This is a genomic window from Enterobacter sp. E14S (assembly GCF_055666685.1).
In genome coordinates, this window is the sequence record NZ_JBVODQ010000010.1 from 1 (window position 1) to 22,268 (window position 22,268).

20 protein-coding genes are annotated in these 22,268 nt (G+C 55.4%); 11 read left to right on the forward strand and 9 right to left on the reverse strand.

Annotation, left to right across the window (positions count from 1 at the left end):
* From ACZ6J2_RS17560 to pdhR, 4 genes are all read right to left on the reverse strand, one after another.
* The coding region (locus ACZ6J2_RS17560) for an FAD-dependent oxidoreductase (RefSeq protein WP_471726333.1) at nucleotides 1-505 on the reverse strand (505 nt) is incomplete at its 3' end.
* A gap of 175 nt (nucleotides 506-680) precedes the next feature.
* Nucleotides 681-2,576, reverse strand: coding sequence for a pyruvate dehydrogenase complex dihydrolipoyllysine-residue acetyltransferase (gene aceF, locus ACZ6J2_RS17565; RefSeq protein ID WP_471726334.1), 1,896 nt, complete (start codon nucleotides 2,574-2,576; stop codon nucleotides 681-683).
* Between the two features lie 14 nt (nucleotides 2,577-2,590).
* A complete protein-coding gene (gene aceE / locus ACZ6J2_RS17570; RefSeq protein WP_023334524.1) occupies nucleotides 2,591-5,254 on the reverse strand; it encodes a pyruvate dehydrogenase (acetyl-transferring), homodimeric type in 2,664 nt (887 codons plus the stop codon).
* 123 nt (nucleotides 5,255-5,377) lie between these two features.
* Nucleotides 5,378-6,142: a pyruvate dehydrogenase complex transcriptional repressor PdhR gene (pdhR, locus tag ACZ6J2_RS17575; RefSeq protein ID WP_006173806.1), complete on the reverse strand. Its 765-nt coding sequence runs from the start codon at nucleotides 6,140-6,142 to the stop codon at nucleotides 5,378-5,380.
* Nucleotides 6,143-6,405: 263 nt separating this feature from the next.
* Between pdhR and ACZ6J2_RS17580 the strand changes: the two genes are divergently transcribed.
* The 4 genes from ACZ6J2_RS17580 to ACZ6J2_RS17595 all read left to right on the forward strand — a co-directional run bounded on the left by ACZ6J2_RS17580 (nucleotide 6,406) and on the right by ACZ6J2_RS17595 (nucleotide 10,573).
* Nucleotides 6,406-6,633, forward strand: a complete 228-nt coding sequence (locus ACZ6J2_RS17580) for a hypothetical protein (protein ID WP_471726335.1) — start codon at nucleotides 6,406-6,408, stop codon at nucleotides 6,631-6,633.
* 46 nt (nucleotides 6,634-6,679) lie between these two features.
* Nucleotides 6,680-8,050, forward strand: coding sequence for an aromatic amino acid transporter AroP (aroP, locus tag ACZ6J2_RS17585; protein WP_029739677.1), 1,371 nt, complete (start codon nucleotides 6,680-6,682; stop codon nucleotides 8,048-8,050).
* Between the two features lie 164 nt (nucleotides 8,051-8,214).
* Entirely contained in the window at nucleotides 8,215-9,612 is a 1,398-nt protein-coding gene (locus ACZ6J2_RS17590) for a glycoside-pentoside-hexuronide (GPH):cation symporter (protein WP_221702762.1), read from the forward strand.
* A gap of 10 nt (nucleotides 9,613-9,622) precedes the next feature.
* Nucleotides 9,623-10,573, forward strand: coding sequence for a glycoside hydrolase family 43 protein (locus ACZ6J2_RS17595; RefSeq protein WP_471726336.1), 951 nt, complete (start codon nucleotides 9,623-9,625; stop codon nucleotides 10,571-10,573).
* An 18-nt stretch (nucleotides 10,574-10,591) separates the two neighbouring features.
* Here the strand turns inward: ACZ6J2_RS17595 and ampE are convergent, their stop codons facing one another.
* Complete coding sequence (gene ampE / locus ACZ6J2_RS17600) at nucleotides 10,592-11,446, reverse strand: beta-lactamase regulator AmpE (protein WP_167819009.1); 855 nt, start codon at nucleotides 11,444-11,446, stop codon at nucleotides 10,592-10,594.
* Between the two features lie 9 nt (nucleotides 11,447-11,455).
* The gene (gene ampD / locus ACZ6J2_RS17605; protein WP_024907473.1) at nucleotides 11,456-12,007 is read right to left on the reverse strand and encodes a 1,6-anhydro-N-acetylmuramyl-L-alanine amidase AmpD; all 552 of its coding nucleotides are present in this window, start codon (nucleotides 12,005-12,007) and stop codon (nucleotides 11,456-11,458) included.
* A gap of 87 nt (nucleotides 12,008-12,094) precedes the next feature.
* Between ampD and nadC the strand changes: the two genes are divergently transcribed.
* The 4 genes from nadC (at nucleotide 12,095) to hofC (ending at nucleotide 16,167) form a co-directional block, all read left to right on the forward strand.
* Nucleotides 12,095-12,988, forward strand: coding sequence for a carboxylating nicotinate-nucleotide diphosphorylase (gene nadC / locus ACZ6J2_RS17610; RefSeq protein WP_038417651.1), 894 nt, complete (start codon nucleotides 12,095-12,097; stop codon nucleotides 12,986-12,988).
* Between the two features lie 174 nt (nucleotides 12,989-13,162).
* Nucleotides 13,163-13,600 (forward strand): prepilin peptidase-dependent pilin, encoded by a 438-nt coding sequence (gene ppdD / locus ACZ6J2_RS17615; RefSeq protein WP_058840541.1) that lies wholly within the window; start codon nucleotides 13,163-13,165, stop codon nucleotides 13,598-13,600.
* A 10-nt stretch (nucleotides 13,601-13,610) separates the two neighbouring features.
* Nucleotides 13,611-14,993 (forward strand): type II secretion system protein GspE, encoded by a 1,383-nt coding sequence (gene gspE, locus ACZ6J2_RS17620; protein ID WP_471726337.1) that lies wholly within the window; start codon nucleotides 13,611-13,613, stop codon nucleotides 14,991-14,993.
* Complete coding sequence (hofC, locus tag ACZ6J2_RS17625; RefSeq protein ID WP_471726338.1) at nucleotides 14,983-16,167, forward strand: protein transport protein HofC; 1,185 nt, start codon at nucleotides 14,983-14,985, stop codon at nucleotides 16,165-16,167. The genes gspE and hofC overlap by 11 nt, the downstream gene beginning before the upstream one ends.
* A 34-nt stretch (nucleotides 16,168-16,201) precedes the next feature.
* On the opposite strand, the gene ACZ6J2_RS17630 is transcribed toward hofC, so the two are convergent.
* Complete coding sequence (locus tag ACZ6J2_RS17630) at nucleotides 16,202-17,245, reverse strand: GMP reductase (RefSeq protein WP_471726339.1); 1,044 nt, start codon at nucleotides 17,243-17,245, stop codon at nucleotides 16,202-16,204.
* Nucleotides 17,246-17,473: 228 nt separating this feature from the next.
* On the opposite strand from ACZ6J2_RS17630, the gene coaE reads away from it, so the two are divergent.
* Genes coaE through yacG form a run of 3 tightly spaced genes read left to right on the forward strand, consistent with a single transcriptional unit; the run spans nucleotide 17,474 to nucleotide 19,041 of the window.
* Nucleotides 17,474-18,094, forward strand: a complete 621-nt coding sequence (coaE, locus tag ACZ6J2_RS17635) for a dephospho-CoA kinase (protein WP_471726340.1) — start codon at nucleotides 17,474-17,476, stop codon at nucleotides 18,092-18,094.
* The gene (gene zapD, locus ACZ6J2_RS17640) at nucleotides 18,094-18,837 is read left to right on the forward strand and encodes a cell division protein ZapD (protein ID WP_421626978.1); all 744 of its coding nucleotides are present in this window, start codon (nucleotides 18,094-18,096) and stop codon (nucleotides 18,835-18,837) included. The genes coaE and zapD overlap by 1 nt, the downstream gene beginning before the upstream one ends.
* A 9-nt stretch (nucleotides 18,838-18,846) precedes the next feature.
* Nucleotides 18,847-19,041, forward strand: a complete 195-nt coding sequence (gene yacG / locus ACZ6J2_RS17645) for a DNA gyrase inhibitor YacG (protein WP_471726341.1) — start codon at nucleotides 18,847-18,849, stop codon at nucleotides 19,039-19,041.
* Between the two features lie 34 nt (nucleotides 19,042-19,075).
* Here the strand turns inward: yacG and mutT are convergent, their stop codons facing one another.
* Nucleotides 19,076-19,468: an 8-oxo-dGTP diphosphatase MutT gene (mutT, locus tag ACZ6J2_RS17650; protein WP_237994502.1), complete on the reverse strand. Its 393-nt coding sequence runs from the start codon at nucleotides 19,466-19,468 to the stop codon at nucleotides 19,076-19,078.
* Between the two features lie 57 nt (nucleotides 19,469-19,525).
* The gene (gene secA, locus ACZ6J2_RS17655; protein ID WP_023310402.1) at nucleotides 19,526-22,231 is read right to left on the reverse strand and encodes a preprotein translocase subunit SecA; all 2,706 of its coding nucleotides are present in this window, start codon (nucleotides 22,229-22,231) and stop codon (nucleotides 19,526-19,528) included.
* Nucleotides 22,232-22,268: the final 37 nt, after the last annotated feature.

A 22,268-nucleotide genomic window follows, 5' to 3' on the forward strand; every position in this document is an offset into this window, starting at 1 on the left:
GCGCATCGGTGGAATCCCACACGCGTGGATCTTCATGCGGAATGAATGGCAGTTCGATTGGGCGAGAGCCTGCCGCGATGATCGCGTTGTCGAAGTTGATCACGGTTTTGCCGTTTTCGCCTTCCACTTCCAGGGTGTTCGCACCGGTGAATTTACCCAGACCGTTTACCACTTTCACTTTACGGCCTTTGGCCATACCCGCCAGACCGCCGGTCAGCTGAGTGATAACTTTCTCTTTCCAGGTACGAATTTTGTCGATATCGGTTTTCGGCTCGCCGAAGACGATACCGTGTTCAGCCAGCGCTTTGGCTTCTTCGATAACTTTCGCTACGTGCAGCAGCGCTTTAGAAGGGATACAGCCGACGTTCAGACAAACACCGCCGAGGGTGCTGTAACGTTCTACGATGACGGTTTCCAGACCTAAATCCGCTGCACGGAATGCTGCGGAGTAACCTGCCGGGCCTGCCCCAAGTACTACGACCTGAGTTTTGATTTCTGTGCTCATCATGACCTCTTAATTTATACCCGTCGTCCACCGGGTCGTTCTATCCGCCCGCAGTTTACAAAATTGTTAACAATTTTGAAACAACAAACGGCTCACGAATTGTCGCTTTCGCCAATAACCTCACAAACACCATGAGATTATCAGAAAAAAGCCGGCCGACTGGCCGGCTTTTCGATTACATCACCAGGCGGCGAATGTCGCTCAGCATGTTGTTGATGATGGTGATGAAGCGCGCACCATCAGCACCGTCGATCACGCGGTGGTCGAAGGACAGAGAGATTGGCATCATCAGACGCGGTACGAACTCTTTGCCATTCCACACCGGCTCCATCGCGGACTTGGACACACCGAGGATAGCCACTTCCGGCGCGTTAACGATCGGCGCGAAGTGGGTGGTACCCAGGCCGCCGATGCTGGAGATAGTGAAGCAGCCGCCCTGCATTTCGCCGGCAGTCAGCTTACCATCACGCGCTTTCTTGGAGATCACGGTCAGTTCACGGGACAGCTCAGTGATGCTCTTCTTGTTCACGTCTTTGAAGACCGGAACAACCAGACCATTTGGCGTATCAACCGCAACACCGATGTTGATGTATTTCTTCAGCGTCAGCTTCTGACCGTCTTCGGACAGGGAGCTGTTGAAGCGTGGCATCTGCTCAAGGGCAGCGGCAACGGCTTTCATGATGAAGACCACTGGGGTGAATTTCACGTCCAGTTTGCGCTTCTCAGCTTCAGCGTTCTGCTGTTTACGGAACGCTTCCAGATCGGTGATATCGGTTTTGTCGAAGTGCGTAACGTGCGGGATCATCACCCAGTTACGGCTCAGGTTAGCACCAGAGATTTTCTGGATGCGGCCCAGCTCCACTTCTTCGATTTCGCCGAACTTGCTGAAGTCCACTTTCGGCCATGGCAGCATGCCCGGGATACCGCCGCCAGCGGCTGCAGCTGGTGCAGCTTCGGCGCGTTTCACCGCGTCTTTCACGTAGGTCTGAACGTCTTCGCGCAGGATACGACCCTTACGGCCGGTCCCTTTCACTTTCGCCAGGTTCACACCGAATTCGCGCGCCAGGCGACGAATCAGCGGGGTAGCGTGGACGTAAGCGTCGTTTTCAGCGAACTCAGATTTTTCTGCATTAGCAGCAGGGGCAGCGGCTGGTTTAGCAGCCTGAGCCGGTGCAGCAGCCGGGGCTGGAGCAGCCGCGGCAGCCGGAGCTGCGGCAGGCGCAGCGCCTTCCACTTCGAAGACCATGATCAGAGAGCCGGTAGACACTTTGTCGCCGGTGCTGATCTTGATCTCTTTAACGGTACCCGCGAACGGCGCAGGCACTTCCATAGAAGCTTTGTCGCCTTCAACGGTGATCAGTGACTGTTCAGCGGCAACTTTGTCGCCCACTTTAACCATCACTTCGGTCACTTCAACTTCGTCACCGCCGATGTCCGGTACGTTAACGTCTTTCGCGCCACCAGCAGCTGCTGGTGCAGCAGCCGGAGCCGGAGCAGCGGCCTGCGCAGGCGCGGCAGCGCCTTCTGCACCCGCCACTTCGAAGATCATGATAAGCGACCCGGTAGACACTTTGTCGCCGGTGTTGATCTTGATCTCTTTAACGGTACCCGCGAACGGAGCCGGCACTTCCATAGAGGCTTTGTCGCCTTCAACGGTGATCAGTGACTGCTCGGCCGCAACGGTGTCGCCCACTTTCACCAGGATTTCAGTGACTTCAACTTCGTCACCGCCGATGTCAGGCACGTTCACTTCTTTCGCGCTCGCGGCAGCTGCTGGAGCAGCGGCGGCCGGAGCGGCTTTCTTCTCTTCCTGCGCAGGTGCAGCTGCTGCTGCACCGTCGGCGGAATCGAAAATCATGATCAGTTTGCCGGTCTCGGTTTTATCGCCAACAGAGACTTTGATCTCTTTAACGATACCAGCCTGAGGAGACGGGACTTCCATAGAGGCTTTGTCGCCTTCTACGGTGATCAGCGACTGTTCAGCTTCAACTTTGTCGCCTACTTTGACCAGGATCTCGGTGATTTCAACTTCATCAGCCCCGATGTCCGGTACATTGATTTCGATAGCCATTATTCTTTTACCTCTTACGCCAGACGCGGGTTAACTTTTTCTGCATCGATGTTGAATTTGGTGATTGCGTCCGCAACCACTTTCTTATCGATTTCGCCACGTTTAGCCAGTTCGCCCAGTGCTGCTACAACCACGTAAGAAGCATCAACTTCGAAGTGGTGACGCAGGTTTTCGCGGCTGTCAGAACGACCGAAGCCGTCAGTACCCAGTACGCGATAATCATCAGCTGGAACGTAAGTACGAACCTGCTCAGCGAACAGTTTCATATAGTCAGTAGACGCCACCGCTGGCGCGTCGTTCATCACCTGAGCGATGTACGGAACGCGTGGAGTTTCCAGTGGGTGCAGCATGTTCCAACGCTCACAATCCTGGCCATCACGCGCCAGTTCAGTGAAGGAAGTCACAGAGTACACGTCGGAACCCACACCGTAGTCTTTCGCCAGGATCTGCGCTGCTTCACGTACGTGACGCAGGATAGAGCCGGAGCCCAGCAGCTGAACTTTACCTTTGCTACCTTCGAGGGTTTCGAGTTTGTAGATACCTTTACGGATACCTTCCTCGGCACCTGCTGGCATTGCCGGCATGTGGTAGTTTTCGTTCAGGGTGGTGATGTAGTAGTAAATGTTCTCTTGCGCTTCACCGTACATGCGCTGCAGACCGTCATGCATGATGACTGCCACTTCGTACGCGTAAGACGGATCGTAAGAGATACAGTTAGGGATAGTCAGAGACTGAATGTGGCTGTGGCCATCTTCGTGCTGCAGACCTTCACCGTTCAGAGTCGTACGACCGGAGGTACCGCCTACCAGGAAGCCGCGAGCCTGCTGGTCGCCTGCCTGCCAGCACAGGTCACCGATACGCTGGAACCCGAACATGGAGTAGTAGATGTAGAACGGAATCATCGGCAGGTTGTTGGTGCTGTAAGAGGTCGCAGCAGCCAGCCAGGATGCGCCTGCGCCCAGCTCGTTAATACCTTCCTGCAGGATCTGACCTTTCTCGTCTTCTTTGTAGTATGCAACCTGCTCACGGTCCTGCGGGGTGTACTGCTGGCCGTTCGGGCTGTAGATACCGATCTGACGGAACAGACCTTCCATACCGAAAGTACGCGCTTCGTCGGCGATGATTGGAACCAGACGATCTTTGATCGACTTGTTCTTCAGCATCACGTTCAGGGCACGAACGAAAGCGATAGTGGTAGAGATCTCTTTGTTCTGCTCTTCCAGCAGCTGAGAGAAGTCTTCCAGCGCTGGCAGTTCCAGCTTCTCGGTGAAGTTTGGCTGACGAGCTGGCAGGTAGCCTTTCAGCGCCTGACGACGTTCGTGCAGGTACTTGTGCTCTTCAGAACCTTCCGGGAAGGTGATGTAAGACAGGTTTTCTACCTGCTCATCGGTCACTGGAACGTTGAAACGGTCGCGGATATAACGCACGCCGTCCATGTTCATTTTCTTAACCTGGTGAGCGATGTTTTTACCTTCTGCGGTATCACCCATGCCGTAACCTTTGATGGTATGGGCCAGGATTACAGTCGCTTTACCTTTGGTTTCACGCGCTTTTTTCAGTGCAGCGTAGACTTTCTTCGGATCGTGACCACCGCGGTTCAGAGCCCAAATCTGCTCATCAGTCCAGTCTGCAACCAGTGCTGCGGTTTCAGGATATTTGCCGAAGAAGTGCTCACGAACGTAGGCACCGTCTTTGGATTTGAAGGTCTGGTAGTCACCGTCAACGGTTTCGTTCATCAGCTGGATCAGTTTACCGCTGGTGTCTTTACGCAGCAGCTCATCCCAACGACCGCCCCACATGACTTTGATCACGTTCCAGCCAGCACCAGCGAAGATGCCTTCCAGTTCGTTGATGATCTTGCCGTTACCGGTTACCGGACCATCCAGACGCTGCAGGTTACAGTTGATGATGAAGCACAGGTTGTCCAGCTTCTCACGGGTAGCGATGGTGATCGCACCTTTGGATTCTGGCTCATCCATTTCGCCGTCGCCCAGGAAGGCGTAAACGGTCTGCTCAGAGGTGTCTTTCAGACCACGGTGTTCCAGGTATTTCAGGAATTTAGCCTGGTAGATCGCACCGATTGGGCCCAGACCCATAGATACGGTCGGGAACTGCCAGAATTCAGGCATCAGTTTAGGGTGCGGGTAAGAAGACAGACCTTTACCGTGAACTTCCTGACGGAAGTTGTTCATCTGCTCTTCAGTCAGACGACCTTCCAGGAATGCACGTGCATAGATGCCCGGAGAGATGTGGCCCTGGAAGTACACCAGATCGCCGCCGTCTTTCTCGTTCGCTGCACGGAAGAAGTGGTTGAAGCACACTTCGTAAACGGTCGCAGAAGACTGGAAGGACGCCATGTGGCCACCCAGTTCCAGGTCTTTTTTGGATGCGCGCAGAACGGTCATGATGGCGTTCCAGCGGATTGCAGAACGGATACGACGTTCCAGATCCAGATTGCCCGGGTATTCCGGTTCGTCTTCGACGGCAATCGTGTTTACGTAGTTGCTAGCCCCTGCACCTGAAGCAACCTTCACGCCGCCTTTGCGGGCTTCAGAAAGCAGCTGATCAATCAGATACTGAGCGCGCTCAACACCTTCTTCACGGATGACCGATTCGATCGCCTGTAGCCAGTCGCGAGTTTCGATCGGATCCACGTCATTTTGGAGACGTTCTGACATGGGGGTATTCCTTATCTATCTAATACGTTGATTTGTCTGGAACCTGTCCCATTGTGCTCTTGGGCAAGAACACAATAAGACAGGTTCTGCGTTTAGTTGCCGCGCTCTAAAAGTACCTGGCGCTTAATCCTTTCGTTGCTGTATGCGGCGTAATGAACGTTCGCGACGCGATTGTTCACGGCTGCGGTCCAGCAAGATTTCCTCAATGAAAGCCAGATGTCGGTGCGACGCTTCGCGCGCCTGCTCCGGTTCCCCGGCCATTATCGCCTCGAATACTCGGGTGCGATGGTTGCTTACCAGTGGGAGCATTTCCCGACGGGCATACAACAATTCAAAATTCTGACGAACGTTCTGGGCCAGCATGGGCTCCATGCAGCGTAGCAGATGGAGGAGCACCACGTTGTGGGCCGCTTCAGTGACGGCAATTTGATACTGGACGACGGCGCTGGACTCGGCGTCTAAATCGCCGGACTGCTGTGCCCGTTCAATGGCCTGATGCAGTTCGCGGATACGCACGCGATCTTCATCAGTGCTGCGAAGGGCGGCGTAATAGGCCGCAATACCTTCAAGCGCGTGACGGGTCTCAAGCAGATCAAACTGGGATTCTGGGTGGTCAGAGAGAAGTTCTACCAGCGGATCGCTGAAGCTCTGCCACAGGCTGTTTTGCACAAAGGTTCCGCCGCCCTGGCGACGAAGCAGCAAGCCCTTTGCTTCGAGACGTTGAATCGCCTCACGCAGAGAGGGACGTGAAACATCGAACTGTTTTGCCAGCTCGCGTTCTGGCGGAAGTTTCTCACCCGGGCGCAGAGTCCCTTCGAGGATTAAAAACTCCAGCTGCTGCTCAATCACATCAGATAGTTTTGGTTGGCGAATTTTGCTGTAGGCCATATTCCCTGTCTTACGCCTTTTTGCCCGGAGTCAATTGGTCTTACCAATTTCTATTTCGTATCGCTAAAGTAACAAAGTATTCACCTTCTGTCCATATTGGTTTTGATTGAAATCAGTAAACCCTGCACATTTTAACAACCTTACAGAAATAACGTTTCAGAAATGTAACTTTGCACAAATGAGTTGATTACTCCCAAAGAGGGAGTTTTAACCATAATGAAACGAGGGTTTTTGCAATCTGAAGCGATTCAACAAGGCAAATAATGAAAATTCGCCCACTTATGGAGCATTTCTATTCTATAGGTTGGGTTAGGAAGAATAAGCGGGCCGATTTACAAATGCTTTCTTTTTATTCAAGTCGTCATCACCCCTTCATAAAGCAGGTGCATTCGCAGGCGCTTACCACTATTCTTGCGCTTACGGAAGTCATGTCCGCTTTTTTCGGTCTCGTTAACCGTAAAGAAATAAATACAGAATATGGATTTTCATAATTACACACGCACAGCGTGAACATAACAACCACACACGAGGTTTCAAATGGAAGCTCAACAGCACGGCGATCAGCTAAAGCGCGGGCTTAAAAACCGCCATATACAGCTGATCGCACTGGGCGGTGCGATTGGTACCGGCCTGTTTCTGGGCAGCGCATCCGTTATCCAGTCAGCCGGTCCCGGCATTATTTTGGGTTACGCGATTGCCGGCTTTATTGCCTTTCTGATTATGCGCCAGCTGGGTGAAATGGTCGTTGAAGAGCCGGTCGCAGGCTCCTTCAGCCACTTTGCCTATAAATACTGGGGCAGCTTTGCCGGTTTCGCCTCGGGCTGGAACTACTGGGTGCTGTACGTTCTGGTTGCCATGGCCGAGCTTACCGCCGTCGGGAAATACATTCAGTTCTGGTATCCCGAGATCCCAACCTGGGCCTCCGCAGCGGCTTTCTTCGTCATTATTAACGCCATTAACCTGACCAACGTAAAAGTGTTCGGTGAGATGGAGTTCTGGTTCGCTATCATCAAGGTCATTGCCGTTGTGGCGATGATTATCTTCGGCGGCTGGCTGCTGTTCAGCGGCAACGGCGGCCCGCAGGCAACCGTGCGCAACCTCTGGGAACAGGGCGGCTTCCTGCCTCACGGCATGACCGGTCTGGTGATGATGATGGCCATCATTATGTTCTCCTTCGGCGGCCTCGAGCTGGTGGGCATCACCGCTGCTGAAGCCGACAACCCGGAGCAGAGCATTCCAAAAGCCACTAACCAGGTTATCTACCGCATTCTGATCTTCTATGTGGGCTCGCTGGCGGTGCTGCTCTCCCTGCTGCCGTGGACGCGCGTGACCGCCGACACCAGCCCGTTTGTGCTGATCTTCCACGAGCTGGGCGATACCTTTGTAGCAAACGCACTCAACGTGGTTGTTCTGACAGCAGCGCTCTCCGTTTACAACAGCTGCGTATACTGCAACAGCCGTATGCTGTTCGGCCTGGCCCAGCAGGGCAACGCGCCTAAAGCGCTGCTCAACGTCGATAAGCGCGGCGTGCCGGTAAACACGATTCTGGTTTCGGCGGTTGTGACCGCGCTGTGCGTACTTATTAACTACATGGCACCTGAATCGGCGTTTGGCCTGCTGATGGCACTGGTGGTCTCTGCCCTGGTCATCAACTGGGCGATGATCAGCCTGGCGCACATGAAGTTCCGCCGCGCCAAGCAGCAGCAGGGCGTCACCACGCGCTTCCCTGCCCTGCTCTATCCGCTGGGCAACTGGGTGTGCCTGGTGTTCATGGCGGCCGTACTGGTGATCATGCTGATCACGCCGGGTATGGCGATTTCCGTCTACCTGATCCCGGTCTGGATTGCGATCCTTGGCGTAGGCTATCTCTTCAGCCAGAAAAGCCGTAATGCCATGAAAGCACACTAAGCCTCTCTCCGCGGCACCTGCTTTTGCGGGTGCCGCGCGTTGTTACCTCCCTCACACTTTCACGCCCACAGCGCATTTATCCATATCACCGCCCTGATACTGCAACGCATATATTCCTTTGCCAGCAAATAATTCTCTCCATACCGTAAACCGGAGAGCTGTCGATGGATAACAACACACTGTCAGTAAAAGAAAAGATCGGCTATGGGATGGGCGACGCGGGATGCAACATCATCTTCGGCGCCATCATGCTGTTTGTTAACTATTTTTATACGGATATTTTTGGCCTCGCCCCTGCGCTGGTCGGCGTGCTGCTGCTTTCCGTGCGCGTGATTGATGCCGTAACGGACCCGATCATGGGCGCGATTGCTGACCGTACCCGCAGCAAATATGGTCGGTTTCGTCCATGGCTGCTGTGGATCGCTTTCCCCTACGCGCTGTTCAGCATTCTGATGTTCACCACGCCGGAGTGGAGCTATAACAGCAAAGTTATCTATGCGTTTGTCACCTACTTCCTGCTCTCTTTGACCTATACGGCCATCAACATTCCCTACTGCTCGCTGGGCGGGGTGATCACCAACGATCCAAAAGAACGCGTGGCCTGCCAGTCGTATCGCTTCGTGCTGGTCGGCATCGCCACGCTGCTGCTCTCATTAACGCTGCTGCCGATGGCCGACTGGTTTGGCGGGGATAACAAAGCCAAAGGTTACCAGATGGCGATGACCGTCCTGGCGCTGATTGGAACCTGCATGTTCCTGTTCTGCTTCGCCACCGTGCGCGAGCGCGTGCGCCCGGCGGTACAGACCAACGACGAGCTGAAAAACGATCTGAAAGACGTGTGGAAGAACGACCAGTGGGTACGTATTCTGCTCCTGACCCTGTGCAACGTCTGCCCGGGCTTTATCCGCATGGCGGCCACCATGTATTACGTCACCTGGGTGATGGGCCAGAGCACCCATTTCGCCACGCTGTTTATCAGCCTGGGCGTGGTCGGCATGATGCTCGGCAGCGTGCTGGCAAAAGTGCTGACCGACCGCTGGTGTAAGCTCAAGGTCTTCTTCTGGACCAATATCGTTCTGGCGATTTTCTCAACCGCCTTTTATTTCTTCGACCCGAAAGCCACCGTCACCATCGTGGTGCTCTACTTCCTGCTGAACATCCTGCACCAGATCCCGTCTCCGCTGCACTGGTCGCTGATGGCCGACGTGGACGACTACGGCGAGTGGAAGACCGGTAAGCGCATCACCGGGATCAGCTTCTCCGGCAACATCTTCTTCCTGAAGCTGGGGCTGGCGATTGCCGGGGCGATGGTCGGCTTCCTGCTCTCCTGGTACGGCTATGACGCGGGCGCAAAAGCGCAGAGCGCGGACGCCATTAATGGGATCGTGCTGCTCTTTACCGTCATTCCCGGCATTGGATACTTAGTTACCGCGGGCGTGGTGCGCCTGCTGAAAGTGGACCGCGAAACCATGAAGCAGATCCAGTCCGATCTGGAAAAGCGTCGCGCCAATTACCGCGAACTGAATGATTATCAGGAACTCAAAGCCGCTGAGACAAAATAAGGAAAGCCGAATGCAAACCTGGCCAAACCCGTTTATTGAACAACGCGCCGATCCGTACATTTTACGCCACGAGGGGCAGTACTATTTTATCGCCTCCGTGCCGGAGTACGACAGGCTGGCGATCCGCCGCGCAGAGTCTCTGGAAGGCTTACGTAATGCCGAAGAAGTGGTGGTCTGGCGCAAGCCCGACACCGGCCCGATGAGCCAGCTGATCTGGGCGCCGGAACTGCATCACATTGACGGGAAGTGGTACATCTATTTTGCTGCGACGCACACCCAGGCGCTCGACGCGCTCGGAATGTTCCAGCACCGTATGTTCGCCATTGAATGTGCCGACGGCGATCCGCTCACCGGCACGTGGGTGGAGAAAGGGCAAATCAAAACGCCTTTCGATACCTTCGCTCTGGACGCCACCACCTTTGTTCATCAGGGGAAACGCTGGTATCTGTGGGCGCAAAAAGCGCCGGACATCACCGGTAACTCCAATCTTTATCTGTGTGAAATGGAGACCCCGTGGACGCTGAAAGGCGAGCCGGTGATGCTCAGCAAGCCGGAGTATGACTGGGAGCGTCGCGGATTTTGGGTTAACGAAGGCCCGGCGGTGCTGGTTCATGGCGATAAGCTGTTTATCAGCTATTCCGCAAGCGCCACCGACGAGAACTACTGCATGGGTCTACTGTGGATAGACCTGAATGCCGATCCGCAAAACCCGGCAAACTGGCACAAATCCCCGCGTCCGGTGTTCGTTACCAGCTACGAAAATCGTCAGTACGGCCCGGGCCACAACAGCTTTACGCAAACGCCGGAAGGGGAAGATGTGCTGGTGTATCACGCGCGGAACTACACCGAAATTGAGGGCGACCCGCTGTACGATCCGAATCGCCATACCCGACTGAAGCTTGTCCGCTGGAATGAAAGCGGGATGCCTGATTTCGGCATCCCGCCCGCGGATACGCTTTAGCCTTTGCGGCGCGCTGGCCTACACCAGCGTGCCGTAGATAGTCAGCAGCGCCACGATAACCACCACCACAAACGACGTTTTCTTCGCCATGGAGACAGCGGCCTTCGGCGTTTCAATCTTGTCGGTATGCGGCTCACGCGCCAGCGAGAACTGCGCCAAACGCGTTAGCACCTGGTACTGCGACGTATGGCGATCGGCAAGAGAAGCGAACCATGCGGGCAGCGCTTTTTCACCGTGACCAATTAACGCGTACACCACGCCGACCAGACGCACCGGGAGCCAGTCGATCACGTGCAGGATGGCGTCAATACCGGACTGCAGGCGTTCATGCGGTGTCAGATAACGGGCAAGCCAGGTCTGCCAGGCGCGCAGGAACGCATATCCCATCAGCAGTACAGGCCCCAGCGGGCCCCCCACTACAAACCAGAACAGCGGCGCAAGGTAGTAACGGAAGTTAATCCACAGCAGCGCGTTTTGCAGCTCGCGCAGGAATTCGCGCTCGTCGCAGTCCGGCGGCACGCCGTGGATCATCGTCAGCTCGCTCGCCATGGCACCGCGCGCATGGGCATCGTCACGGGAGGCGGCTTTCAGGTATGCGTGATAGTGTAAACGCACCTTGCCTGCGCCAATGCACAGCACCCCAAGCAGGATCCACACCACCAGCAGCGGCACGTTGAAAAAGAGTCCGTACAGCGAGCGCAGGAGCAGGAACGTAATGACCATCACCCCTGCCATCATCAGCAGCGTGCGCAGCATGGAAAAATGTTTGATACGGCGGAATAATACCTCCAGCCGGTGATCCAGATGCCAGTGCTCGCCGAGCTTGAACAGGCGTTCAGCGATCATAACCAGCAGCATGGTAAACAACGTCATGGTATCTCCTTATTCTGACGACGCGGTGAGCATGGCGCGAAACCGGGGCCAGTCAAAGGCCGGGCCGGGATCGGTTTTTCTCTCCGGAGCTATATCACTGTGTCCCGTGATATTGTCGGCGATAGCCGGGTAGAGTCCGATAAGCGTGCGGGTTACTGCCGCTAGCTGTTGATACTGTGAATCGGTGTAGGGCGTCGTATCCGTTCCTTCCAGTTCGATCCCGATAGAAAAATCGTTGCACCGTTCGCGCCCGTGATACATCGACACGCCGGCATGCCAGGCGCGCTTATCAAAGGGAACATACTGAACCACTTCACCATCGCGACGAATCAGGCAGTGAGCCGATACGCGCAGATGTGCAATTTCAGCAAAGAAGGGATGAGCATCGGGATCAATCGTTCCCGTGAATAACGCATCGATCCACGGGCCGCCAAATTCACCCGGCGGGAGACTAATATTATGAACCACCAGCAGTGTGGGCTTTTCATCCTCCGGGCGGCAATCGTGGTGCGGCGAGGGCACGTGCCGCGCATCCACCAGCCATCCGTTTTCTAACAACATGCTGGAACTCCTTCTGTATGGTGCAATGACTCGGTTCAGAGTAGCATGTTTCAATATTATGATTCGTTACCAATTTGGAGTTTTATCATGCCGCCTCGCCGCTACAACCCCGACCACCGACGTGAAGCGCTTCTGGAACGTATTAATATGGATATTCCGGCAAGCGTCTCCCATGCTTTGAAAGAAGATCTGGGCGGTGACGTTAACGCTGATAAGGATATTACCGCACAATTGTTGCCAAAAGAGACGCGCTCGCACGCGGTCATTATCACCCGTGAAGAGGGCGTTTTTTGCGGCAAGCGTTGGGTTGAAGAGGTCTTTACCCAGCTGGCGGGTGATGATGTGCAGATTATCTGGCACGTTGAAGACGGCGATGCAATTACGGCAAACCAGCCGCTGTTTGAACTGGACGGTCCTTCCCGCGTCTTGCTGACCGGCGAACGTACCGCGCTCAATTTTGTACAAACGCTCTCTGGCGTGGCCAGTGAAGTGCGTCGCTACGTTGACCTGCTGGCCGGTACCCGCACCCAGCTGCTGGATACCCGCAAAACGCTGCCGGGCCTGCGCACCGCGCTGAAGTATGCGGTGCTCTGCGGCGGTGGCGCAAACCATCGCCTGGGCTTATCCGACGCCTTCCTGATTAAAGAGAACCACATTATTGCCTCTGGCTCCGTGCGTCAGGCGGTGGAAAAAGCCTTCTGGCTGCACCCGGATGTGCCTGTCGAGGTAGAGGTCGAAAGCCTGGAAGAGCTGGAGCAGGCGATCAAGGCCGGGGCCGATATCATCATGCTTGATAACTTCGAAACAGAACAGATGCGCGAGGCGGTAAAACTGACTAACGGCCGGGCCCAGCTTGAAGTGTCCGGGAACGTCACTTTCGAAACGATCCGTGAATTCGCCGAAACCGGCGTGGATTATATCTCCGTCGGCGCGCTGACCAAACACGTTCGCGCCCTCGACCTCTCAATGCGCTTCAAATAACGTATTCTCCCCTCTCCGGGCGGAGAGGGGAATTTCAGCCCCGCTCGCAGATCCGCTGTTCTTCCCTGCAACACTGAATAAAATCTCTGAAGCCTCCTTCCCGTTCCCTTTTTTGCCTCTCGTTTCTGCTCTTTCCCGCTGACAAAGTAGCGCCACTTTGCATAAGGAGCAGATATGGACAGACAACAAGGCTTCACACTCATTGAGCTGATGGTGGTCATTGGCATCATTGCGATTCTGAGCGCCATCGGCGTTCCCGCCTATCAGAACTACCTGCGAAAGGCGGCGCTGACCGATATGCTGCAAACCTTCGTTCCCTACCGCACGGCCATTGAGCTTTGCGCGCTGGATCACGGTGGCGTGGAGAGCTGCGACGCCGGCAGTAACGGTATCCCTTCCCCCACCACGACACGCTACGTTTCAGGAATGAGCGTGGCGAAAGGGACCGTGACCTTAACAGGACAGGAGAGTCTTAACGGGCTGACGGTAACCATGACGCCACGGTGGAGCGACGGCAACGGTATGACGGGCTGGACGCGCGACTGCAACATCAGCGCGGACAGCGCCCTGAAACAGGCCTGCGAAGACGTTTTCCGCTTCGACAATAACTGAGGAGCGGATAATGAATACCGATCAACTCGTGGCGCTTTGTCAGCGCCATCACGCTCTGCTGCTCACCAGCGACAGTGACATGGTCAGCATCGCCGTCGTGGGCAGCCCCGCGGCTGAACTCATGGAAGCGCTGCGCTTCGCGACCCAGAAACGGATTGATATTGAGTGCTGGAGCGCTGAGCGCATGGAAAAACACCGGCAGCTAACGTCACAATCGCATCTGCCCGTCGTTTCGCAAACACACTCGACGGTGGATATTCTCAACCACACGCTGCAGCAGGCAATCAACCAGCGCGCCTCCGACATTCATATCGAACCGATGGAGCACGCATGCCAGATCCGTTTACGCATCGACGGGGTTCTTTGCCCCCAGCCTCCGCTTTCCGCCTCGCTGGCCAGCCTGTTCAGCGCACGTTTAAAGGTGCTGGGTAACCTGGATATTGCTGAACGTCGTTTACCTCAGGACGGTCAGTTTACGATTGAGCTGGCGAACGAGCCGGTCTCGTTTCGGATCGCGACGCTTCCCTGCAGCGGTGGCGAGAAAATTGTGCTGCGTCTGCTGCATCAGGTTCAGCAGGCGCTTGAGCCGAAAGCGCTTGGTATGAGCGCAGAACAACTGGCCTGTTTCAATGAGGTTCTCCACCAGCCGCAGGGGCTGATTCTGGTCACCGGCCCCACCGGCAGCGGCAAAACCGTGACGCTGTACAGCGCGCTGCAGGCGCGTAATACCCCTGACGTCAACATCTGTAGCGTGGAGGATCCGATTGAGATCCCCCTTGCGGGATTAAACCAGACGCAGATTAATCCCCGGGCGGGTTTAACATTCCAGAGCGTGCTGAGGGCGCTGCTGCGTCAGGATCCAGACATCATTATGGTCGGCGAAATCCGTGACGGCGAAACGGCAGAAATTGCCATTAATGCCGCCCAGACCGGTCATCTGGTGCTGTCAACGCTGCACACCAACTCGACGACGGAAACCCTGATTCGCCTGGAGCAGATGGGCGTCGCGCGCTGGATGATATCTTCCGCGCTGTCGATGGTGATTGCCCAGCGGCTGGTCCGGCGTTTGTGCCCGCACTGTCGCCGGGAAGCCAGCGAGCATGCTGAATTACCACGTGCCGTATGGTCAAGACCGCTTACACGCTGGCAGCCCACCGGCTGCGATCGCTGTTATCACGGTTTTTATGGCCGCGTGGCCATTTTTGAAGTGCTGGCGATCGACAATGCCCTGCGTCAGGCCATTGCCAGCGGAGCGGGAATCGAAGTGATAGAGGCGAGTGCCCGGCAGGCGGGAATGATTTCTCTTTTTGAGCACGGCTGCATGGCCGTCGAGCAAGGGCTGACCACGATCGAAGAGCTGGTGCGCGTGCTGGGAATGCCGGATGGCTGCTAATCAGCTCTGGCGCTGGCGAGCGCTCACCAAAGAAGGTGAACCCCAAAGCGGAACACTCTGGGCCACAGACCGCAATGCCGCCTTCACCAGGCTGATGCGTAGCGATCTCCATCCTCTGGCGCTGACCCGATGCGCTCAGCGGCACCGCTGGCGGCCGCATCACTGCTGCGAGATGTTTCGCCAGCTCGCAACGCTTCTGCAGGCGGGACTGACGTTGTCCCACAGCCTGCAGATGCTGGCAGAGCAACATCCGTTAAAACCGTGGCAGGCGCTGCTGCAAAGCATTGCCGATGAGCTCAGTGAGGGCTCCCCCTTTTCTGAGTCGCTAAAAAAGTGGCCAGCGGTGTTTAGCCCACTGCATGTCTCGATGGTGAAAACCGGTGAGCTCACAGGGAAACTGGAGGAGTGCTGCCGCCAGCTCGCGCAGCAGCAAAAAGCGCAGCAGCAGCTCGGAGAGAAGGTGAAAAAGGCCCTGCGCTATCCGGCGATCGTCCTGACGCTGGCCGTACTCGTGGTGCTGGCGATGGTCATTCTGGTCTTGCCCGAGTTTGCCGCGATCTACAAAACGTTTAACACGCCGCTCCCGATGCTGACACAAATGGTCATGGGGATGGCCGCGTTTATCCAGTCCTATGCCCTCGCGTTATTCGCAGCGTTATTAGCGCCCTTAGCCGCCGCCTGGGCTCTGAGGCAGAACCCTCGCTGGCAGCGCATGCTGATCCATACGCCCGTGATGGGCGCGCTGGCAAAAGGCCAAAAACTGGGACACATCTTTACCGTGCTGTCACTCACGCAGCAGGCAGGTATCCCCTTTTTACAGGGCCTGGAGAGCGCAGAGGAGACCGTTGAAAGTCGCTATTGGCGGGGAATACTCCGCAGCGTTCGGGAGGACATTGAAAAAGGTCTCCCCGTCTGGTCATCCTTTCAGAAAGCGGCCATCTTTACCCCGCTGTGTATTCAGCTTTTACGAACCGGCGAAATGTCAGGTGCTCTGGACATCATGCTGGCAAACCTCGCCCGGCATCATACGGAACAGACCTTTCAGCGGGCAGACAATCTGGCTGCACTTCTCGAGCCAGTGCTTCTGATTGTGACAGGGGTCATCATCGGCACGCTGGTAGTGGCAATGTACCTGCCGATTTTCCATCTGGGGGATGCGATGAGCGCGGGTTAGGGGCTGGCGCACGGGCATGCGCCAGCAGAAGCCATTACAGGCTATTGAATACGCGGTTTTCCTGTTCCTGAACGCGAATAAACGTCGTACGTTTCGTCAGCTCTTTCAGGCGGGATGCCCCAACGTAGGTGCAGGCCGAGCGCAGGCCGCCGAGGATATCGCGCGCGGTGTATTCAACCGGGCCGCGCAGAGGCAGCTTCACGGTTTTACCTTCTGCCGCACGGTATTTTGCCACGCCACCGACGTGACGGGTCATCGCGGATTCAGAGCTCATGCCGTAGAACAGCATAAATTTCTCGCCGTTCTCTTCAACAACGGTACCACCGCTCTCTTCGTGGCCTGCCAGCATACCGCCGAGCATCACGAAGTCTGCGCCGCCGCCGAAGGCTTTCGCAACATCACCCGGCATGGTACAGCCGCCATCGCTGATGATCTGACCGCCCAGACCGTGCGCCGCATCGGCGCATTCAATGACGGCGGAAAGCTGCGGATAACCGACGCCGGTTTTGACGCGGGTCGTGCACACGGAGCCCGGGCCAATACCCACTTTAACGATATCTGCACCGGAAAGGATCAGCTCTTCACACATTTCACCGGTCACCACGTTGCCCGCGATGATGGTTTTCGTCGGCCAGGCCTCACGCGCCTTGCTGACGAACTGCACGAAGTGTTCGGAGTAACCGTTCGCCACGTCAATACAAACGAAGTTGAGCGCCGGGCTAGCGTTCAGGATCTGTTTGGTCTTCTCGAAATCGGCATCGGAAGTGCCGGTAGAAACCATCACATGCTTCACCACGTCAGCAGACGCGGACGCAACAAACGCATTCCACTCTTCAGGGCTGTAATGTTTGTGCACGGCGGTGAGAATGTCGAACTGTGCCAGGGCGGTTGCCATCTCAAAGGTTCCCACAGTATCCATGTTGGCAGCGATGATCGGCACGCCAGACCAGGTCTGACCGGAATGCTTAAAGGTGAATTGACGTTCGAGTTCAACGTCTGAGCGACTTTTCAGTGTAGAGCGTTTTGGGCGGATAAGAACGTCTTTGAAACCTAACTTCAGATCTTCTTCGATACGCATGTGCGGATTCCTGGGGTTAGAGGCAAATATGTTAAAAGCACAACTCCAGTGACGTTATCATACGCACTAATACCTGCTCCGCAAGACTGCGAAATTCTCTTTTTTTACGCTACAATCCTATAAATTTACCTGGTAAAAAGCCGGTAAACAGGGCCAAACAGTTGCCAGCGCACCTAATAGTTTTAAACAACTGATTTTAATAATGAATAATTCCCAGGATTTGAATTAATGGGGTATATCGTCGCATTAACCGGCGGCATCGGTAGTGGCAAAAGTACCGTTGCGGACGCGTTCTCTCGTTTGGGTGTCACGATTATTGATGCCGATATCATTGCCCGCCAGGTGGTAGAGCCCAATACACCCGCGCTAAAGGCCATCGCAGAACATTTTGGTCAGGCAGTCATCAGTGCCGATGGCACACTGAATCGCCGTCAGCTTCGCGAATGTATTTTTTCTGATTCTGCGGAAAAAGACTGGCTTAATGCCCTGCTCCACCCCATCATCCACCAGGAAACTCAACGTCAGATAGCCGCAGCCCGCTCGCCCTATGTCCTGTGGGTGGTTCCGCTACTGGTCGAAAATCAGCTGCAGAAGAAAGCCGATCGTGTGCTGGTGATTGATGTCGCACCCGAAACGCAAATCCAGAGAACCATGACGCGCGATCGCGTCTCTCGGGAGCATGCTGAACAAATTCTTGCCGCTCAGGCTACGCGCGCTCAGCGCCTTGCCGTGGCGGATGATGTTATTGATAATAACGGCGCACCAGATGCCATTGCATCGGATGTTGCCCGTCTGCACGCGCAGTATCTGACGTTCGCCGCGCAGGCCGTTGCACAGGAAAAACCATAATGTCGACACACATCCTTTTTGAGCATCCGCTCAACGAAAAAATGCGCACCTGGCTGCGCATCGAATTCCTTATTCAACAACTTTCACAACATCTGCCTGTTAACGATCATGCCACAGCGCTGCACTTCTTCCGCAACGTAGGCGATCTGCTGGATGTGATTGAACGCGGCGATGTCCGCACAGAATTACTCAAAGAGCTGGAGCGCCAGCAGCGTAAATTGCAGGCATGGACAGAGGTCCCCGGCGTAGATCAGAGCCGTATCGACGCGCTCCGCCAGCAGTTGAAAAGCAGTAGCGCCGTCCTGATGGCCGCGCCGCGCGTCGGGCAGTTTTTGCGTGAAGACCGCCTGATTGGCCTGGTGCGCCAGCGGCTGAGCATCCCTGGCGGCTGCTGCAGCTTCGACCTGCCGACGCTGCATATGTGGCTACATATGCCACAGGCGCAGCGTGACGCGCAGGTGAACAGCTGGCTGGCAAGCCTGGATCCAATGCATCAGACGCTGTCGCTGATCCTCGATCTGATCCGTAACTCTGCGCCGTTCCGCAAGCAAACCAGCCTGAATGGTTTCTTCCAGGATAACGGTGATGATGCCGATCTTCTGCGTCTCAACCTGTCTCTTGGCGAACAGCTTTACCCGCAGATTTCCGGGCATAAAAGCCGCTTTGCGATTCGCTTTATGCCGCTGGACAGTGAAAATGGCACCGTGCCGGAACGTCTCGATTTTGAACTGGCCTGTTGTTAAGGAGTACCGATGTCTGATGTCACCACCGTAAGCTGCCCAACCTGTGGCAAAACCGTTGTCTGGGACGAAGTCAGTCCGTTCCGCCCATTCTGCTGCAAGCGCTGTCAGCTCATTGACCTGGGCGAATGGGCGGCGGAAGAGAAACGCATTCCAAGCGAAGGCGATCTCTCGGATAGCGATGACTGGAGCGAAATCCAGCAGTAATCTGTAAAGCCTGCTGGCGCTTCGCCTGGCAGGCCTACGGTTGTGCGACTAACCGCAGGATCACGGGTTCATTAGCTGGCGGGAATTTTTCGGCATCACTTGCCTGAAGTTCCACCCAGTCACCCGGCTGTCCCTCTTTTCCCCAGGGTTCCCCCTCCCAGTTTTCTACCAGCCAGAACCACAGCGTGATGTGCCTGTCCGGAAACTGGTACTCAAGCTTATCAAACAGCGTTGCGCCAAGCGGGGTAATCCCCACCTCTTCCTGAAGCTCCCGAACCAGCGCCTCTTCCGGCGTTTCACCTGACTCGATTTTACCGCCCGGAAACTCCCACTTGTTTGCCATATGGGCGTCGGCAGCGCGCTGGGTGATAAAGATTTGGTTTTGCGGGTTGCGAATAATCCCGACGGCAATTTGCAGTATTTTCATATTGTCACTTCCATAAAAAAGGCGCAGATATCTGCGCCTTTTTGTTTTTTTATGAACTTAGCTTAGACGGCCGTGGCACGCCTTGTACTTTTTACCGGAACCACACGGGCAAGGATCGTTACGACCCACTTTACGATCGCCGGTCTGCGCGGCGATCGCCGCTGCGGCTTCGCTGTCGTCGGTCTGATGACTCAGCTGTTGCATCTGTGCCAGACGCTCGGCTTCTTCACGACGCTGCTGCTCCATCGCTTCCACTTCTTCCGGCATACGCACCTGAACCTTGCTCAGGGTGCTGATCACTTCGTACTTCAGTGACTCCAGCATAGAGGCAAACATGGAGAAGGATTCACGCTTGTATTCCTGCTTCGGATCTTTCTGTGCATAGCCACGCAGGTGGATACCCTGACGCAGGTAGTCCATCGCCGCCAGGTGCTCTTTCCACAGGGAGTCCAGGGTCTGCAGCATCACGCCTTTCTCGAAGTGACGCATCATTTCAGCACCAACAACCTCTTCCTTACGCTTGTAGACGTCCAGCGCGGTTTCAAAGATACGTTCGCGCAGGGTCTCTTCGTGCAGCTCAGGCTCTTTATCCAGCCACTCTTTGATTGGCAGATCGAGGTCAAAGTCATTTTTCAGACGTTCCTGCAGGCCTTCGATATCCCACATCTCTTCCAGAGACTGCGGTGGAATATGCGCGTCGATGGTGGCTTTAAACACATCTTCACGAATGCTGTTGATGGTTTCGCTCACGTCGGACACGTCCAGCAGTTCGTTTCGCTGGGTGTAGATCGCGCGACGCTGATCGTTAGCCACATCATCATATTCCAGCAGCTGCTTACGAATATCAAAGTTGCGGCTTTCCACTTTACGCTGTGCGTTAGCGATCGCTTTAGTCACCCACGGGTGCTCGATGGCTTCGCCAGGCTTCATCCCCAGCTTACGCATCATGCCGGACACGCGGTCGGAGGCGAAAATACGCATCAGCGCATCTTCCATAGACAGGTAGAAGCGGGATGAACCGGCATCACCCTGACGACCCGCACGGCCACGCAGCTGGTTATCGATACGACGGGATTCATGACGCTCAGTACCGATGATGTGCAGACCGCCGGAAGCCAGAACGGCGTCATGACGAACCTGCCAGTCGGCTTTGATCTGCGCAATCTGTTCTGGCGTTGGGTTTTCCAGCTCCGCCACTTCAGCCTGCCAGCTACCGCCCAGCATAATATCGGTACCACGACCCGCCATGTTGGTGGCGATGGTTACGGCAGCCGGATAACCCGCCTGCGCAACAATGTCCGCTTCTTTGGCGTGGAATTTGGCGTTCAGAACGTTGTGTTTGATACCCGCTTTAGTCAGCTCGTGAGAAACCACTTCGGATTTCTCGATGGAGATGGTCCCCACCAGAACCGGCTGACCATTCGCAGTACGGTCGCGAATATCTTCGATGATCGCCTGAATTTTTTCCGCTTCGGTCATGTACACCAGGTCCGGCATATCCTTACGGATCATTGGACGGTTGGTTGGAACGACCACGGTATCCAGCTTGTAGATAGAGCTGAATTCAAACGCTTCGGTATCAGCAGTACCGGTCATCCCCGCCAGCTTCTCGTACAGACGGAAGTAGTTCTGGAAGGTGATAGACGCCAGCGTCTGGTTTTCATTCTGAATATCCACACCTTCTTTGGCTTCCACAGCCTGGTGCAGACCGTCAGACCAGCGACGTCCCTGCATGGTACGGCCGGTGTGTTCATCGACGATGATCACTTCGCCATCTTTAACGATGTAATCGACGTCGCGGGTGAACAGCGCGTGGGCGCGCAGTGCAGCGGTCACGTGGTGCATCAGCATGATGTTGCTTGGGGAGTACAGGGACTCGCCCTCTTCCATGATGCCTTCAGCCACCAGCAGTTCTTCAATTTTCACCAGACCGCGTTCGGTCAGGTTCACCTGGCGCGCTTTTTCATCTACGGAGAAGTGGCCTTCACCCTGGAAGGTATCCGAGTCCTCTTTCTCCTGGCGCAGCAGGTGTGGAATAATTTTGTCGACCTTACGGTACATCTCGGAGCTGTCTTCAGCCGGGCCGGAGATGATCAGCGGAGTACGCGCTTCATCGATCAGGATGGAGTCAACCTCATCCACCAGCGCATAGTGCAGCTTACGCTGTACGCGCTCTTCCGGGCTGAACGCCATGTTGTCACGCAGGTAGTCGAAGCCGTATTCGTTGTTGGTGCCGTAGGTGATGTCCGCGTTATACGCTTCGCGCTTGGCTGGCGCAGGCAGGCCGGACATGTTGATGCCGACGGTCATACCGAGGAATTCGAACAGTGGGCGGTTGTTTTCGGCGTCACGCTGCGCCAGATAGTCGTTCACGGTAACGACGTGAACGCCTTTACCGGTCAGCGCGTTCAGGTAAGCCGGCAGCGTTGCGGTCAGAGTTTTACCTTCACCGGTACGCATTTCCGCGATGCAGCGCTCGTTGAGCACCATACCACCCAGCAGCTGGACGTCGAAGTGACGCATGCCGAATACGCGCTTACTCGCTTCGCGCACGACAGCAAACGCTTCCGGGATCAGGCTTTCTAAGGTTTCACCTTTTTCCAGACGCGCACGGAATTCAGCCGTTTTCGCTTTCAGCTCGTCATCAGAGAGCTTCTCCATTGCCGGTTCCATACCGTTGATGACGGCAACAGCTTTGCGCATACGGCGCAGGGTACGATCGTTACGACTACCAAAAACTTTAGTTAACAATTTGATTAGCATAATAAATTCTCAAACGCCCCATTGTGGGCAGATAAAT